Source organism: Nitratireductor aestuarii (assembly GCF_014641695.1).
Taxonomy (GTDB): Bacteria; Pseudomonadota; Alphaproteobacteria; order Rhizobiales; family Rhizobiaceae; genus Chelativorans; species Chelativorans aestuarii.
This window is the reverse complement of record NZ_BMIF01000004.1, coordinates 190003-206150: the sequence shown is the minus strand read 5'-3', so window position 1 is coordinate 206150 and position 16148 is coordinate 190003. Positions and strand designations below refer to the sequence as shown.

Here is a 16148-nt window from a genome sequence, read left to right as displayed (position 1 = left end):
CATAGTGATTGGTTACTTCAGTATTACATTAAAGGCATTGCAATTGTTGGAGTAAAATGATGAATCAATCGACAAGGTGGATTTCAGGATGCCCATTCGTCCCAATTTTCTTAAAAAAATTACATCGGCTGCAGTAATCCCTCCCGTCTTGTTGATGCTGCTCGTCGCGCCGATGGCGCACGCGCAAACCACGCCGCCGGTCACGCCGCCAACTACTGGCCCGCTCCCGGTGGCCTTTGAGTGTAACTCTGACATCTACACGGCTTCCTTATCAAATCCAAATGAACCTCTGAAGACTACTCTGCAGACGGTGGATCTATATACCGAGGGGGTACTATCACTTGTTTCGGTGGATGAAGTGGAGTCCTATCAATATAACGCAATGGCGTATAATCCCGCGGATAATTTTATCTACGCAGTGAAGAGCTATCCATCGACTGGGGAGCTCCTTCGAATTGGGCAAGGTGGAGTTATTCAAGTATGGGCTATTTTGTCCGATTTGATTGGAACTCAACCTATTGCAGCGGAATTTGACGACAACGGGCATATGTATATTGCGACAACCGAGAAACTATTTAAATACAAAGTTGACCCGGAATTACCAGAGCCTAAATTGATCCAGCCGGCAATTGAGATAACTGCTGGCATGACGTTTGCCGACATCGGACTTTATGATGGTTATCTTTGGGGAATATCTACTCAACGGATAGCCGGAGCGCCATATACGGAATACAGAATAGTCAAGATAGATCCAGCAGATTTGTCTATACAATATTCCTCTGTGAAAAAGGTGCAGCTTCCCGGGGCTAATTTTACTTCCGTTTATGCTGCGATGAATGGTGTATATGCGTATGATACAGGAGCTGGCAGTTTTGTGAAGATGAAGGGTCTGGCCACCGGCGATCCGGAGCAGATCACGCTTGAACCGCTTGCTAAAGGGGTTCAAGCCAGCGGTTCGGATGGTGCAAAATGCCAGACAACTCCTCTTGGCCTTCCTGCAGATATTGCGGTTACAAAGACAGCCGAGCAGTCGGCTATCGTCCCGGGGCAGCCCATAACCTATACACTTAAGGTGGAAAACCTGGGACCCTGGGGTGCGGATGAAATTGTTCTTTCAGACCCGATGCCTGCTGGTGTGACAGGGGCCAGTTGGTCTTGCACAAGTGCAAGCGTTTCGGCGGCTTGTGCGCCTGCAAGCGGGACAGGCGATCTTCATGCGACGATAGCTCTGCTGGAGGCGGGTGCTTTCGTTACATACGAGATTACTTTCCAGACGGACCCAGCCTTCAAGGGTGAGATCGTCAACATCGCATCGATAACAGTGCCGCCAGATTTCGCCGATGAGCCGGCTAACAACATTGCCCGCTCTCCTGCGGCTGTCTCCGAGCTGGAGGTAATCAAGACGGGGAAGTGGATTGACGTGAACAACAACGGTGCGCCCGAGCCGGGCGAGCCTGTTGAGTTTACATTCACCGTCTCGAACGGCACGACAGTAGACATTACGAACGTCACCATTTCAGACCCGATGGTGGCGTCTATCACGCCCTCCTCTATAGCCACTCTGTTGCCTGGCCAGTCGTCCATCCTTGTGGGCACGTACTATCTCACGGCGCAGGACATTGAGACTGAAAAGGTGACCAATGTGGCGTCTGCCAGCGGGTATATCGGGGATACCAAGATTGATTCTGAGGAAGCGAATGCGGAAGTGACGCTTCCGGCGCCCCAGCCTGATCTCTACACGGAAAAGTCTTCAGCGTTTCTGGATGACCTGATTCCCAACGAGCTTCCAGACGTCGGCGAACGCATTGAATTTCGCGTCAAGGTTCAGAACCTTGGCAACGTGGACATGACCGTATTCCAGCCGATTGATGAGGGTCCGACCTTCAACGGCGTGAAGGGTACGGGCACCCTGGGACCATTCTCTCCGGTGTCGCATGTCGTCCCGCGAGAGGGAGGAGAAGCGGAATTTGTCGCCTACTACGTATTGACCAGCGATGACATAGGCAATGCTGCGGGGCTGGAGGGGGGCGTTATGAACACTGTCCTTACGCCGGCCCAAACACCACAAGATGTGGCGCTGGGTGTTCCACCTACTGTTTACCCCCTGCCGAAACCAGCAATAGCGACCTTGCCCGGCTATTTGATAAACAAGACCGCACAGTTACCCACAGTCATGCGGGGGCAACAGGTTCCATACGTCATCACCGTGACGCCGAAAGAGACCTCCGGCATTGTGACAATAGTGGACCGTACACCGAAGGGCTTCCTACTGTTGCCAGGTTCCGCGAGGGTGGATGGGAAACCCCACGAGCCCAGGATTGAAGGGGCCATGATGAGCTTCGACATCAAGGTCGTGGAGGAAGTGCGGATCGAGTATGTGCTCGTTGCCACTGGTACTGCCACCCTGGGCACGCACAAGAACTTGGCTCAGGTTTTTCAGCCCGGCGACATCACCAAGCCCATATCAGTCATCGCCAGCGACGAAGTCGATGTCATTCCCGATCCCATTTTTGACTGTGGTGATGTCATCGGCAAGGTTTTCGATGACCGGAACAGAAACGGTTACCAGGACAGCGGTGAGCCGGGAGTGGCTGGTGCAAGGGTCGTTACGATACACGGCATTGCAATCACGACGGATGATCATGGCCGCTTCAATCTCGCGTGTGCGGATCTTCCCGATGCCCGGGTTGGCTCAACCTATCTCATGAAGCTGGATGCTCGTTCATTGCCGACGGGGTATCGCATCATAAGCGAGAACCCTCGCTCCGTGCGGCTTACGGCTGGTAAGGTTCAGCGCATAAATTTCGCGACGAGCGTAGGCCGGGTTGTTCGTCTGGATGTCAACGATGCGGCTTTCCTGCCAGGGCAGCCGTCGCTCCATCCCGATTGGGAAGGTCGGCTCCTGGAACTCGTTCAAATGCTGGAGTCTGAGCCCTCTGTCTTGCGGCTTTCCTATATCAGCGCTGAGGCCGAGCGAGCGCTTGCGGGACAACGGCTTGCACATCTAAGAAGTGCTATCTCCAGCTTGTGGAAGACGCGTTCAAATCGCTACAGGCTGGAAATTGAAGCCCGGATGCTCTCGTCATCGGACCAGGCTATCCTGCAGCCTGCGACGCCTCATTAAATCTGCACCTATACGCCAACAGTTATTTTAAGGCATTTCCCGATGAAGGAAGAAAGTTATGAGCATAGAGCAAAATAGGGATTATGTATCCAAGTACATTTTTTCTATTTTTGCGTTCGTTTTTGTTTTTCAAATCTTTGCTATCTCCATATCTCGCGCGAACAACACTAGTCCTATCTTGATGACTGCGCAGCCGAGTGATCCGAAATTTGATGAATGTGATCCACGGGCGTTCGTAGCCAAAACTTACCGTACTGGGCCATTCATCCAGGGTGTTCGTCTGTCATATCTCGACTTGAGTCAGCCGAGCGATCCATTAGACCCAGAATTTTCAACGATCGACGTAGGTAATCAGCAAGCAGACTACACCTATAATGCAATGGCCTACAATCCAGTTGACAATTACCTTTATGCGATCAAGCAATCGGACGGGGTTGTAGACAATAAGGATTTGCTCCGAATAGGGTCTGATGGAGTGCCGAGGTATGTTGGCACGCTGAACAATTTAAATGGCACCATGGTTGTTGCAGAGGTTGGTCCAGATGGAAAATACTACGCCATGAATAGCGACATGAAGTTGTTTATATATGATCTGAACCAGAACCCGCCGTTGCTTATCTCTGGAGATGTGGATCTAATGCTCTCATCTACTTACCGAATCCAGGATTTTGCACTGTATGACAACTATCTGTGGGGTATAGCTAACGATGGCTTTGGCAACAATCAGCAGTATAGAATAGTAAGATACCCGCTATCTGGCCCGATGCTCCCGCAAGAAGGCAGTGCGTTTCCAATTCCCGATAAATCGCATGCCGCAGACTATGCTGAGTTCACTTCAATGTTTGCTGCAGCAAATGGTATCTATGGTTACGATACAAAGCGCGGCCTTTTGTACAAGATCATTATGGGATCAGGCGATCTATCTCAGATGACCATTCAGAAGCTTGCCAAAGGCGAGGTCCTGCCGGGTTCGGATGGTGCAAAGTGTCCAGATTCGCCGCTCGGACTTCCAGCCGAAATTGTAGTCACCAAGGTGGCGGATCAATCTACTCTTGTGCCGGGACAGCCCGTCACCTTCACGATAACGGTGACGAACGAAGGACCGTGGGGCGCCGATGGTCTTGAATTCTCGGATCCGCTGCCTGCTGGTGCGACAGGGGCCCAGTGGACGTGTACGCCGTCAGGCGGAAACGCCAAATGCACACCGGCAAGCGGCAATTCAGGGCCAATCAATACCATCATCGATCTGCCGGACAAAGGCGGAAGCGTAACTCTTCAGGTCACAATGCAAACCGACCCCATTGCAAGCAGTGATCTAGTCAACACAGCAACGGTGGTCGTGCCCATCGACTTTGAGGATAATGCGAGCAACAACACAGCAACAGCCACTGTGCCTCTTCCGGGGCTGGAATTCTCAGCCTCGAAGGTGGGTGTTCTGTCTACAGCGCCTGGCGCCTTTACGGCCGCGGGGGATGTGATCAATTACACCGTCACGGTGAAGAACGACGCGGGTCTGCCCTTTGCGAATGTCACCGTGACTGACCCTGGACCCTTGTTTGGTGGCGTCGTGGGTACGGGTAGTCTTTCAGCCTTTTCTCCCGCATCGGCGACCATCGATCCGGGTTTTGAGAAAATCTTTACGGCAACCTACACAATCACGGAGCAGGATCTGGCGAACCTGTCTGATGCCGGGACCTCCGATGTCTTGAATACAGCGATCGTCACCGTGACCGGTCAATCGGGACGATCTTCTACAAAGGAGGCGCCGTCTCTCGTGCAGGTAGTGGCTCCGGCAATAAACCTCCAAAAGACAGGCGTTCTTGTCGATCTGGTGGGACTGCCGGGGGCGAACGGAGAAGCGGTGCCCGATGTGGGCGATCGGATCGAATATACACTTACAATCAAGAACACGGGCAGCGTCCCACTGGAAAACGTTGTTCTGGCGGACGCATTTGTTTCGGATCTGACCCTTGAGCAATCGGATATGGGCGCGGATGGCGTTCTGGCCCCCGGTGCAACCGCAACCTACAAGGCCAGCCACATCATCACGCCCGAAGACCTTTCAAGTGGCCAGGTTCTCAACAACGCAACGGTTTCGGGAAATGTGGTTGGGCGCCCCGATCTACCTGCTATCCAGCATTCCGACGATCACCTGGAAACGGTAACAGCTCCCAGCACCATCGTGGTTGAGAAGTCGGCTGACACCGATGCGAATGATGCGGACGGCATTCTCAATGCAGGTGACCCGATCTTCTATACAGTCACCCTGACCAATGGTGGATTTGGTGCGCTCCAGAACGTGTACCCTGTGGATGAGGGTCCGACGTTTGGCGGTGAGCCTGGAAGCGGAATTCTTTCGCCATTCGAGCCTGCTCCCGTAACACTGAACAGGGGTCAGAGCATGACCTTCCGTGCCACCTACATCCTGTCGGCGGGCGATATGCAAAATGCGGTCGGGCAGGACAGCATTCGCAATGTCGCGACCGCCACGGGGCATTCGCCCGATGGAAAGCCTGTCGAGCGGGTGAACGTGGCCGAAGCTTTGCTTACGCCCACGGTTATCGAGATCACCAAGAGGGCCGTCTTGACCCAGGTCGTTCGCGGCGGTCCGGTTCCCTATGTCATCACGCTAAAGGCTCCGAACGCCAAGAAGCGCATGATCTTCGACTTCGTCGACACGATGCCTGTTGGCTTCACCTATCTCAAGAACACGGCGCAGATGAACGGCAATCCGGTGGAGCCCAAGGTTGAAGGCCGTCGCCTTCTGTTCTCCATGGAGATGGAGCCGAACGAGGAAGTCGAACTGACGCTGCAGCTCTTCGTGTCTCCAACGGTCACTCCCGGAGAGCATACGAACTATGGGCATACCGAGATTGCCGGTACCGGTGTTCCCTTTGGTCAGCGAGCTGAGGCTAAGGTCGAGATCATCTGGGAGCATGTTTTCGATTGTGGCGATCTGATCGGACAGGTCTTTGACGACAAGAATAGAAACGGCATCCAGGATCAGGAGGAGCCCGGTGTTCCAGGTGTTCGCCTCGTTGCAGTTGACGGCATCACCGCGACGACCGATTCCCACGGCCGCTACCACCTGACCTGCGCGGACCTTCCGGACCATCGCAGAGGATCGACCTTCCTGTTGAAGCTTGATCCGAGATCGCTGCCGGTGGGAACGAGGATCATCAGCGAGAACCCGCGTTCTGTCCGGTTAACGGCAGGGAAGGTGACGCGCCTGAACTTTGCCACCTCCATCTCACGTGTGGTGCGCGTGGACATCAACTCGGACGCCTTCCATTTCGGAGAGGTTCTGCTGAGGCCAGAATGGGAGCCACGGCTTGAGCAGCTCATCAGCATCCTTCAGAACGAACTGTCGGTGCTTCGTGTCTCCTACATCGATCGGGACGCTGATCGGGCTCTCGCGGCAAAACGGGTGGAGTTCCTGAGGGACATCATCCGGAAGATGTGGCAGCAGCGGTCCGGTCGATACCGGCTGGAGATTGAATCACGCATATTGAACCAGCTCGGTCAGGGGTGGGATGAACCAAATTCCATCAGTTGGGTGGTAGAGCCTCAGTAGACTGGCCGACAACCGATTCCCGAAGGCTGATAGCATCGCATTTGTCCACGATTGTAAAACTTGTGATATTCTCAAGTTTGTAGTGGGGGAACAACCTCTCGCCATAAAGCGGCCCGCAGACGGTCGTAAGAATTTGGAATGAGTCTTGGTGCCAGTAAGGAACTTTGAGGGCACGATGCCGTTGAACTCATAGGGCGCTAAGGCAAGAGCCTGTAGACTTAACCGGCTTGCCAATGAGAGGGCACGATGCAAAGGAGCCACTCTGAAGTTTTCGATCTCTTCTCCGAAATCTACGCGAGTACCGCGCAGGAGGAGATGAGCTTGCAGGATTATCTGCTCGCCTGCCGCGATGATCCATCAATGTACGCGACAGCGGCAGAACGGATGGTAGATGCCATCGGTGAACCCACTCTGATCGACACAAGCACCAACGAGCGGTTGGGGCGTATTTTCTCAAACCGAACGATTAAGACCTACCCTGCGTTCTCAGACTTCTATGGCATGGAAGAGACGATCGAGCGCATCGTCGGCTACTTCCGCTACGCTGCTCAGGGCCTTGAGGAACGCAAGCAGATCCTCTATCTGCTGGGCCCTGTTGGTGGTGGCAAGTCGTCGCTTGCAGAGCGCCTGAAGAAGTTGATGGAAACGCGTCCGTTCTACACGCTCAGCATCAACGGCAAGGTCAGCCCTGTTTTCGAGTCCCCGTTGGGATTGTTCCACCCGGAGCGCATGGCGGACCTGCTTGAGGACAAGTATGGCATTGCCCGCCGGCGTCTCACCGGATTGATCTCGCCTTGGGTTGCCAAGCGGCTTGATGAGGTGGGTGGCGATATCTCCCGCTTCAGTGTGGTCAAGATCACGCCGTCCCGGCTGCGCCAGCTCGGTATCGCCAAGACCGAACCCGGCGACGAAAATAATCAGGACGTCTCCTCGCTGGTTGGCAAGGTCGACATTCGGCAGCTTGAACACTTCAGCCAGGCCGATCCTGATGCATACTCCTATAGCGGCGGCTTGAACCGCACGACGCAGGGCATGCTCGAGTTCGTCGAGATGTTCAAAGCGCCGATCAAGGTGCTGCATCCGCTGCTGACGGCGACACAGGAAGGCAACTACAACGGTACCGAGAATTTCGGCGCCTTCCCCTTCCAGGGAATTGTCGTGGCTCACTCGAACGAATCCGAGTGGCTGCAGTTCAAGAACAACAAGAACAATGAAGCTTTCCTCGACCGTATCCTGGTCGTGAAGGTTCCCTACTGCCTGCGGGTAACCGAGGAAAGGCAGATCTACGACAAGCTGCTGCGGGAAAGCGAGCTCGCGTCGAATCCTTGTGCGCCGGAAGTGCTTGAGATCCTGAGCCGCTTCACAGTCTCCACGCGCCTGACAGAGCACGAGAATTCTCCGCGCTACACTAAGATGCGCGTCTATGACGGCGAAAACCTGAAGGACATCGACCCGAAGGCAAAGTCCGTTCAGGAGTACCGCGACGCGGCTGGTGTGGACGAGGGCATGACGGGCGTCAGCACGCGCTTCGCATTCAAGGTGCTCTCCGAGACCTTCAACTATGATACGCGTGAGGTCGCGGCAGACCCGGTGCATCTGATGTATGTGCTGGAACTGGCCATCAAGCGCGAGCAGTACCCGAAGGATCACGAAGCGGCATATCTGGACTTCATCAAGTCCGAGCTGGCCCCGCGTTATGCGGAGTTCATCGGGCACGAGATCCAGAAAGCTTACCTCGAGTCTTACAGCGAGTACGGCCAGAACCTGTTCGATCGCTATATCTCCTACGCGGATGCGTGGCTGGAGGATCAGGACTACAAGGATCCGGATACGGGTCAGATCCTCAACCGCGAGATCCTCGACAGCGAGCTGTCGCAGATCGAGAAGCCGGCTGGCATCGCGAACCCCAAGGACTTCCGTAACGAAGTTGTGAAGTTCACGCTTCGGGCGCGCGCCAGGAACAACGGACACAATCCGTCCTGGACGAGCTACGAGAAGATGCGGGAAGTCATCGAGAAGCGGATGTTTGGTCAGGTTGAAGATCTGCTGCCGGTGATCAGCTTCGGCTCGAAGAAAGACTCGTCGACAGAAAAGCAGCATGGCGAATTCGTCCAGCGCATGATTGCTCGGGGTTACACTGAGCGGCAGGTTCGCAGGCTGGTTGACTGGTACATGCGGGTAAACAAGGCGGGCTGAGCCAGATCAAAGGCGCCCGGAAGTGGGTTCATGCCGAATTTCATTGATCGTCGACTTAATCCCAAAGACAAGAGCATCGGCAACCGCCGCCGCTTCATGAAGCGGGCGCAAGAGGAGCTAAAGCGTGCGGTAAAGGAGCATATCCGAACCGGCAAGATCGCTGACGCGGATGGCACGCATAGTGTGCCGATGCCATCCCGTGACACGAGCGAGCCAACCTTTCGCAATTCCTCACGCGGAGGCGAGCGGGAGTATGTTCTTCCCGGCAACAAGGAATTCTCGCCCGGGGACCGGATAAACAAGCCGCCTGCCGGCGGAGGCGCCGGCAGCGGCTCCAAGGCGGGGCAGGGAGAAGCGGAGGACGATTTCCGCTTCGTTTTATCTCGCGAGGAGGTGCTGGATCTCTTCTTCGAGGATCTTGAGCTGCCCGATATGGTGAAGCTCAGCCTCAAGGAGGCTGTCACCTTCAAGCCGCGCCGGGCAGGGTTCTCGACAGCGGGTGCTCCTAACAACATCAATGTCGGCCAGACCATGCGCAACAGCTTCGGCCGCAGGATCGCCCTGCACCGCCCGAAACTGTCGCAGATCGAGGAGCTGCAGGCGCAGATCACCGCACTTGAAGCCGAGCCGCCGACAGAGGCAAAGCAGAAGCGGCTGGTGGAGCTGCGAGAGGAAGTGGACCGTCTTGAACGACGCAGGCGGATGGTTGCTTTCGTTGACCCGGTCGATATCCGCTACAACCGCTATGAGCAGCAGCCGCAGCCCAATGCAAACGCGGTGATGTTCTGCTTGATGGACGTCTCCAGTTCGATGGGCGAACGCGAGAAGGACCTCGCCAAGCGCTTCTTCGTGCTGCTGCATCTGTTCCTGAAGCGCAGGTATGAGCGGATCGACATCGTCTTCATCCGTCACACCCATGAAGCGGGCGAGGTGGACGAGGAAACCTTCTTCTACAGCACTCAGAGCGGTGGCACGGTCGTCTCAACGGCGATCGAGAAGATGCAGCACGTCATCGAGGAGCGCTATCCGGCGCACGAATGGAACATCTACGCGGCCCAGGCTTCGGATGGCGACAATATCGCCGGCGACTCCGACCGCTGCGCTTCCCTGCTCATTGAGGAGGTGCTGCGCCTCTGCCAGTACTACGCCTACATCGAAATCATTGACGAGCGTGAGTCCGAGATATTCGGCGCCACCGAGAACGGCACGTCGCTCTGGCGCGCCTACAGAATGGTCGGCGAGCATTGGCCCAATTTCCAGATGGCACGGATAGCCCGGCCGTCCGACATCTATCCAGTCTTCCGCCAGCTGTTCGCCAAGAACAACGCTGCCGCCACAACGCGTGCCAAATAGGAGAGTAGACCATGTCGAAGCAGTCCGGCACGAGCAATTTCCTCTTCGAGGGGTCGGACTGGAATTTTGACACGCTGTCGCGCGTCTATGATGCGATCGAGAAGGTGGCGCTTGAGGACCTGAAGCTCGACGTCTATCGCAACCAGATGGAGATTATCTCCTCCGAGCAGATGCTGGATGCCTATTCGTCGATCGGCATGCCGCTGATGTACCAGCACTGGTCCTTCGGCAAGCGCTTCGTCTATGAGGATACGCTCTACCGGAAGGGCAGGCGTGGGCTGGCCTATGAGCTCGTCATCAATTCCAACCCCTGCATCACCTATCTGATGGAAGAGAATACGATGGCGATGCAGACGCTGGTGACAGCGCACGCATCCTTCGGCCACAACCATTTCTTCAAGAACAACTATCTCTTCAAGCTTTGGACGGATGCCGGCGCGATCCTTGGCTACATGGATTTTGCCAAGCGCTACATCGCCAAGTGCGAGGAGCGTTTCGGTCTCGCGGCTGTCGAGAGCATTCTCGATTCAGCCCATGCTCTGATGGACCATGGCGTGTTCCGCTATCGTCGCCCGCCGCGGCTCTCGCCGCAGAAGGTGCAGGATCGTGTGCGTGAACGCCTCGAATATGAGGAGCAGAACTACAACGAGCTTTGGCGTACGCTGCCGCAGACCCACAACGAGGATGAGGAGGCTGAGGTAGAGGACAACGCCCAGGATAGGAAGCGGGCGCTGAACCTGCCGGAGGAGAATCTTCTCTACTTCCTGGAGAAGAACAGCCTTGTACTCGAACCGTGGCAGCGCGAGATCCTGCGCATCGTCCGTGTCATTGGCCAGTATTTCTATCCCCAACGCCAGACGAAGGTCATGAATGAGGGCTGCGCCACCTTCGTGCACTATCACATCATCAACGCGCTTTTCGACAAAGGCGAAATCAGCGAAGGCGCATTGCTGGAAATGCTGCACAGCCACACCAATGTGGTGATGCAGCCTGACTTTAACGACCCCCGCTACGGCGGGATCAATCCCTATGCACTCGGCTTTGCCATGATGCAGGATATCCAGCGCATATGCACCGAGCCGACATCCGAAGATAGGGACTGGTTCCCGGCCATCGCCGGCACAGGCAAGTGGCGTGAAACGCTGCTGGAAGCCTGGGAGAACCACCGGGACGAATCCTTTATCCTGCAGTACCTGAGCCCGGCGCTCATCCGGCGTTTCCGCCTATTCACCCTTGGCGACAAGGCCGACGAGCCCTTCCTGGAGGTTTCCAGCATTCACAACGAGCGCGGCTACGAGAAGATCCGCTCGTCGCTGGCACGCAGCTACGACATCGGCGCTATTACGCCGGACATCCAGGTGGTCGATGTGAACATGCTGGGCGATCGGCAGTTGAGGCTTCAGCACAACATCAGGAATGGCATTGTTCTGGAAGAGAACAGTCGCGACGCCACGCTTCGTCACGTGCGTCGCCTTTGGGGTTACGATGTCAGCCTTGTAGGTCGTGACAACGCTACCGGTAAAATGGTGTACGAGGCGGCGGCAAAGGCTCGTTAATTCCTGAGCCATATACATTCGCGCTGAGACTATACTTTATGCTTACTGTGGTGGCGCCCACAGAGACGGAATTCAATCCGATGTATTGAATTATTGTTCTGTCTATTTTTGCCCAGATTTTCGCATGAGGAGTGTTGCGCTCTTTTTCTCAGTGGCGTAGATGAAGCTGCAGTTTGTTTAATTCAGGTGTTTTTAATATGAAGTATACTTATATCGTATCAGCGTTCATTCTTGCATCTTCCTCTATGTCGGCTTTGGCGGCTGATGCTGTTTTCCAGCACGATGTCATTCCGTCGGCTCCTCTATCCGTAACGCCAGATCGTTATGACTGGACTGGCGTCTATGCCGGTGCAACCGCTGGTGCTGCCCTCAAGGGAAAGGGCTTCTCGGCTTTCAAGGATATCAAGAACGGTACCTTTATCGGTGGCGTCCATGTTGGCTACAACTTCCAGACCGAGGAAAACTGGGTTCTTGGTGTCGAAGCTGAAGGAAATCTCCTGAACGACAAGAAGCGCGGCGTGTCGCTGAAGAACTATGCTGCCGCCCGAGTTCGCGCGGGTTATGCGTTCGACCGTTTCCTTCCCTACGTCGATGGTGGTGTTGTCGTCGGTAGGATTGATGCAAATTCCCGGGGTGGTGCCGTTCTCAAGTCTGGGGACAACGTTGAGACGAAGGAAGCCAAGCCGAAGTCTGAAGCCCACACTCATTGGGGCTACACGCTGGGCGGTGGCGTAGAATATGCTCTTACGGATCGCGTGACCACCCGCGTCTCCTATCACTACGTTGACCTGAAGGCACGCAACTACAACATTAACGGCAATACCGAGTCCGTCGGCTACAAGGGCCACGTGATCGGCGCAGGGTTCTCGTTCAGGTTCTGATCGCAAGCCTCTAATAGAACAGTTCAGAGTTTCTGTGGAATTCTGAACTGGTTTAACGCGCCAAGAGTACATGCGCGATAATTTACGGTCTGGCAGAAAGGGTCGCGGTCCCGTGCCGCGGCCTTTCTATGTGCCGGTAGCGCTGCGCCCCATGATTGCGCAAACAATGTCAAGCACTGCGCTCTATGCTCTAAAGTTGAAGAAAAAACAGAACAGATGGAAACAGTACAAAAGAATACAGTTCTAAATTAATCTATAGAAAATAAACAGTCGCAGTTGCAATGTGCTACGTTATAAGGTTAATAGCGATATTTCTATTTCAAGGTTAAAGGAATATTTAGATGAAACTTACTTGCATTTTTTCTGCGATTATTATTTCCACTGTTACCCTTGGGGTGGCCAATGCTGCTGACGCGGGGTATGGGAGCGATATTGCCCCCATTTCGGGTGTGACGCAGCAGCATGACTGGTCGGGTGCCTATGTCGGTGGCTCGCTTGGTGGTGTTGTTGAGAACGAGACGCTTTCAGGCGTCAAGAGCTTCAAGCGCGGCGCCATTACCGGTGGCGTTCACGCTGGTTATAACCACCAGACCCCGGACAACTGGGTTGTCGGCGTGGAAGCTGATGGCAACATGGTGAAGGGGAAGAAGGGCGTAGTATCGCTGAAGAACCACGGTTCTCTCCGTGTTCGCGCAGGCCGTGCTTTCGACCGCGTGCTTCCTTATGTAGACGGTGGTGTTGTGGTTGGCCGCATCCGCGCTGGTTCCAAGACCGGCACACACATGGGCTACACCGTTGGCGGCGGCATTGAATATGCCCTGACGGACAATGTCAGCACACGTGTGTCCTACCACTACATGAAACTGAAGAGCCGTGATTACATGATCGATGGTAACAAGCAGTCCGTTGGGTACAAGGGACACACCATCGGCGCCGGTATCTCGGTCAAGTTCTGAGGCTGGCAGGACCAAAGACAGACCGCGGCTCCCAAGCGGCGCGATTGCGGTCTTGCTTTCTTGAAGTGAAAAATGGCTGCAGTCCATCCGGCTGTAGCCATTTTTCTTTGCAAAGTCTGGCTGTCGGGCCGGGGGAACTTTGCCTAAGATCTGCTGTCCCTCTCTCGCTTTCGGAGATGCTTTTTCGCACGTCATAGGCCATCATTCTCAAGCTCGCTTGAAATGCGAAAATAATTTCCGCTCGGTAGGCGCGCGCTAGTGCGGTTGGGTCCTCTCAATTGAAAAGCCCCTGCTATGCTCGGGCAACTTTTAGTTTGGAGGATGTTCCAATGCGTGCCCTAATTCCTGCCCTTGCACTTGTGGCTAGCTTTGCTCTCGTTGGCGCAGCTTCTGCGGAGCGGCTCACTGACCAGCCGCTGGTTGATGCTGCATGGCTGCAGCAGAACCTCAACAATGACTCCCTTGTCGTTCTCGACGTCCGTGACGCGGTGGAGAAGGTGAACCCATACGAGCAGGGTCACATCCCTGGTGCGATCAACGCTCCTTACAGCGCCGCCGGTTGGCGCACGGAAGTGCAGGGCGTGCCCGGCCAGCTTCCGCCGCTGGAGAACATCGAGGCGCTGATCGGCAGCCTCGGCATCGACAGCGATGACCACGTTGTTATTGTCCCGGCAGGCAAGGATTCGAGCGAGTTCGGCGGTGCGACCCGCATCTATTGGACCTTCAAGACCCTCGGCCACGATGCCGTGTCGATCCTCGACGGTGGCTATCGCGGCTGGGAAGCAGCCAAGGGCGAGGTGAGCACCGATCCGGTAAAGCCGGAGCCGGTCAAGTTCTCCGCCAAGGTGAGCGAGAAGTATCTTGCCACCACGGCTGACGTTGAGCAGGCGCTGAAGAGCGGTGTGAAACTCGTGGACGGCCGTCCGGCCGAGCAGTACCAGGGCAAGTCGAAGAGCCCGGTTGTTCGCGCTGCGGGCACGATCCCTGGCGCGATCAACATCGAGCACAGCAAGCTCTATGATGCGCAGAATGCCTCCTTCGCCAACCGCGAGAAGGTCGAAGCCCTCGTCCGAGAAGCTGGTTTCAACCTGGATGACGAGAACATCACCTTCTGCAACACCGGCCACTGGGCTTCCATTCCTTGGTTTGCGCTGAGCGAGGTTCTGGGCAATAAGAACACCCGCATGTACGATGGTTCCATGGCGGAGTGGGCTGCAGATCCTGCTCGTCCGATCCAGCAGTAATCGAACTGCCGATAAATTCGGGACCGACACTGAGCTACTCAGTGTCGGTCCTGTCACGTTGAATGATCAGAACTGAACGGATGTAGTGCACGGGACGGTTCGAGACTGTGTTCCGGCGGGGACAGGACAATATGAGTAACAAGAATACCCTTCTGTTTGGTGCGGCCTTCGCTGTTGCGACTGTTGCAGTTGCCGCGGACCACTACACGCACCGCGCGCCTGCACCGCAGCCCCGCGCCGCAGCGCCGGCTGTTCCCGCGAGCAGCAATCCCTGCAGTGCCAACCCCTGTAGCGCCAGCCCTTGCAGTGCGAGCCCCTGTAGCGCGAATCCTTGTAGTGCGAGCCCGTGCGCAGCTGCTCCATGTGCTGCCGCACCATGTGCGGCGTATTCTCCATGCTCTGCGGCTCCCTGCGCCGCGTCCCCCTGTTCGGCAGCCCCATGCGCAGCCAACTCGCCTTGCTCCGCCGCGCCGGCTCCAGCGGCTTCTCCGTGTTCGGCTGCACCCTGCGCCGCCTACTCACCTTGCTCTGCTGCGCCCGCACCAGCAAACCCTTGCTCTGCAGCTCCCATTGTAGCACCTTGCGCTGCAGCGCCCTGTGCTGCTCAGCCCCAGTAGTAGGAATCTGATGGAAGAAGACCTGCAGCAAACGATCCGTGAGGCCCTGTTCTGCGAGCAGATCCTCGCCAAGGGCAGCCAGAACGTTGTTCTGGAAACGCTGCGGGACGCCCCAGCGGTTGAGCTGTGGTCCCACTATCCGCCGGGTGACGTCTACGATCCCGAAAGCGGAGCGCAATGGTACTATCATTGCCACGATACCTCTGCTGATCGCGGCGAACACGGTCACTTCCATTGCTTTCTGCGGCCGCAGGGCGGGGAGGGGCCAATCCACCATCTGGTAGCGGTTGGCGTGGATGCCTATGGCAGGTTGGTGCGGCTGTTTACGGTGAACCAGTGGGTCGTTGCCGATCAGCGCGCCGATGCCGAAACCCTGATCTCGCTCCTGCCGCGCTTTGATATGCAGATGCCGCGGCCGTCCTATCTGGTCAATCGCTGGCTCTCGGCGATCCTGCGTGCCTATGCGCCGGAAATACGGCAGTTGATCCGGGAACGGGACGTCGCGCTGGCTGCGCACAAGGCGCCACAGGGCATCGACATCCTGGAGGATCGCTCTCTCGAAGTGACCTCAGAAATCCGCGCCGATCTGAAAGCGAAGGCAACAAGCCTCGGTCTTGGCTAGCTCGCCTCAAGCGGTCTCTGTTTTT

9 protein-coding genes are annotated in these 16148 nt (G+C 55.8%); all 9 read left to right on the top strand.

Features of this window, described 5'->3' with window-relative positions:
* Positions 1-88: 88 nt before the first annotated feature.
* Positions 89-3124 carry a DUF6923 family protein gene (locus IEX27_RS08745; protein ID WP_188720656.1) on the top strand — a complete coding sequence of 1012 codons (3036 nt, stop codon included), beginning with the start codon at positions 89-91 and terminating at the stop codon, positions 3122-3124.
* 58 nt (positions 3125-3182) lie between these two features.
* Positions 3183-6698: a CLIPPER-2 domain-containing protein gene (locus IEX27_RS08740; protein ID WP_188720655.1), complete on the top strand. Its 3516-nt coding sequence runs from the start codon at positions 3183-3185 to the stop codon at positions 6696-6698.
* Positions 6699-6944: 246 nt separating this feature from the next.
* The gene (locus tag IEX27_RS08735; protein WP_188720654.1) at positions 6945-8894 is read left to right on the top strand and encodes a PrkA family serine protein kinase; all 1950 of its coding nucleotides are present in this window, start codon (positions 6945-6947) and stop codon (positions 8892-8894) included.
* Between the two features lie 30 nt (positions 8895-8924).
* Positions 8925-10247, top strand: a complete 1323-nt coding sequence (locus IEX27_RS08730; protein WP_188720653.1) for a YeaH/YhbH family protein — start codon at positions 8925-8927, stop codon at positions 10245-10247.
* 11 nt (positions 10248-10258) lie between these two features.
* Positions 10259-11803, top strand: coding sequence for a SpoVR family protein (locus IEX27_RS08725; protein WP_188720652.1), 1545 nt, complete (start codon positions 10259-10261; stop codon positions 11801-11803).
* Between the two features lie 197 nt (positions 11804-12000).
* Complete coding sequence (locus tag IEX27_RS08720; protein ID WP_188720651.1) at positions 12001-12684, top strand: outer membrane protein; 684 nt, start codon at positions 12001-12003, stop codon at positions 12682-12684.
* Between the two features lie 341 nt (positions 12685-13025).
* Complete coding sequence (locus IEX27_RS08715) at positions 13026-13640, top strand: outer membrane protein (RefSeq protein ID WP_188720650.1); 615 nt, start codon at positions 13026-13028, stop codon at positions 13638-13640.
* A gap of 329 nt (positions 13641-13969) precedes the next feature.
* Positions 13970-14884 (top strand): sulfurtransferase, encoded by a 915-nt coding sequence (locus tag IEX27_RS08710; RefSeq protein WP_188720649.1) that lies wholly within the window; start codon positions 13970-13972, stop codon positions 14882-14884.
* 624 nt (positions 14885-15508) lie between these two features.
* Positions 15509-16123, top strand: coding sequence for a DUF6969 family protein (locus tag IEX27_RS08705; protein WP_188720779.1), 615 nt, complete (start codon positions 15509-15511; stop codon positions 16121-16123).
* Positions 16124-16148: the final 25 nt, after the last annotated feature.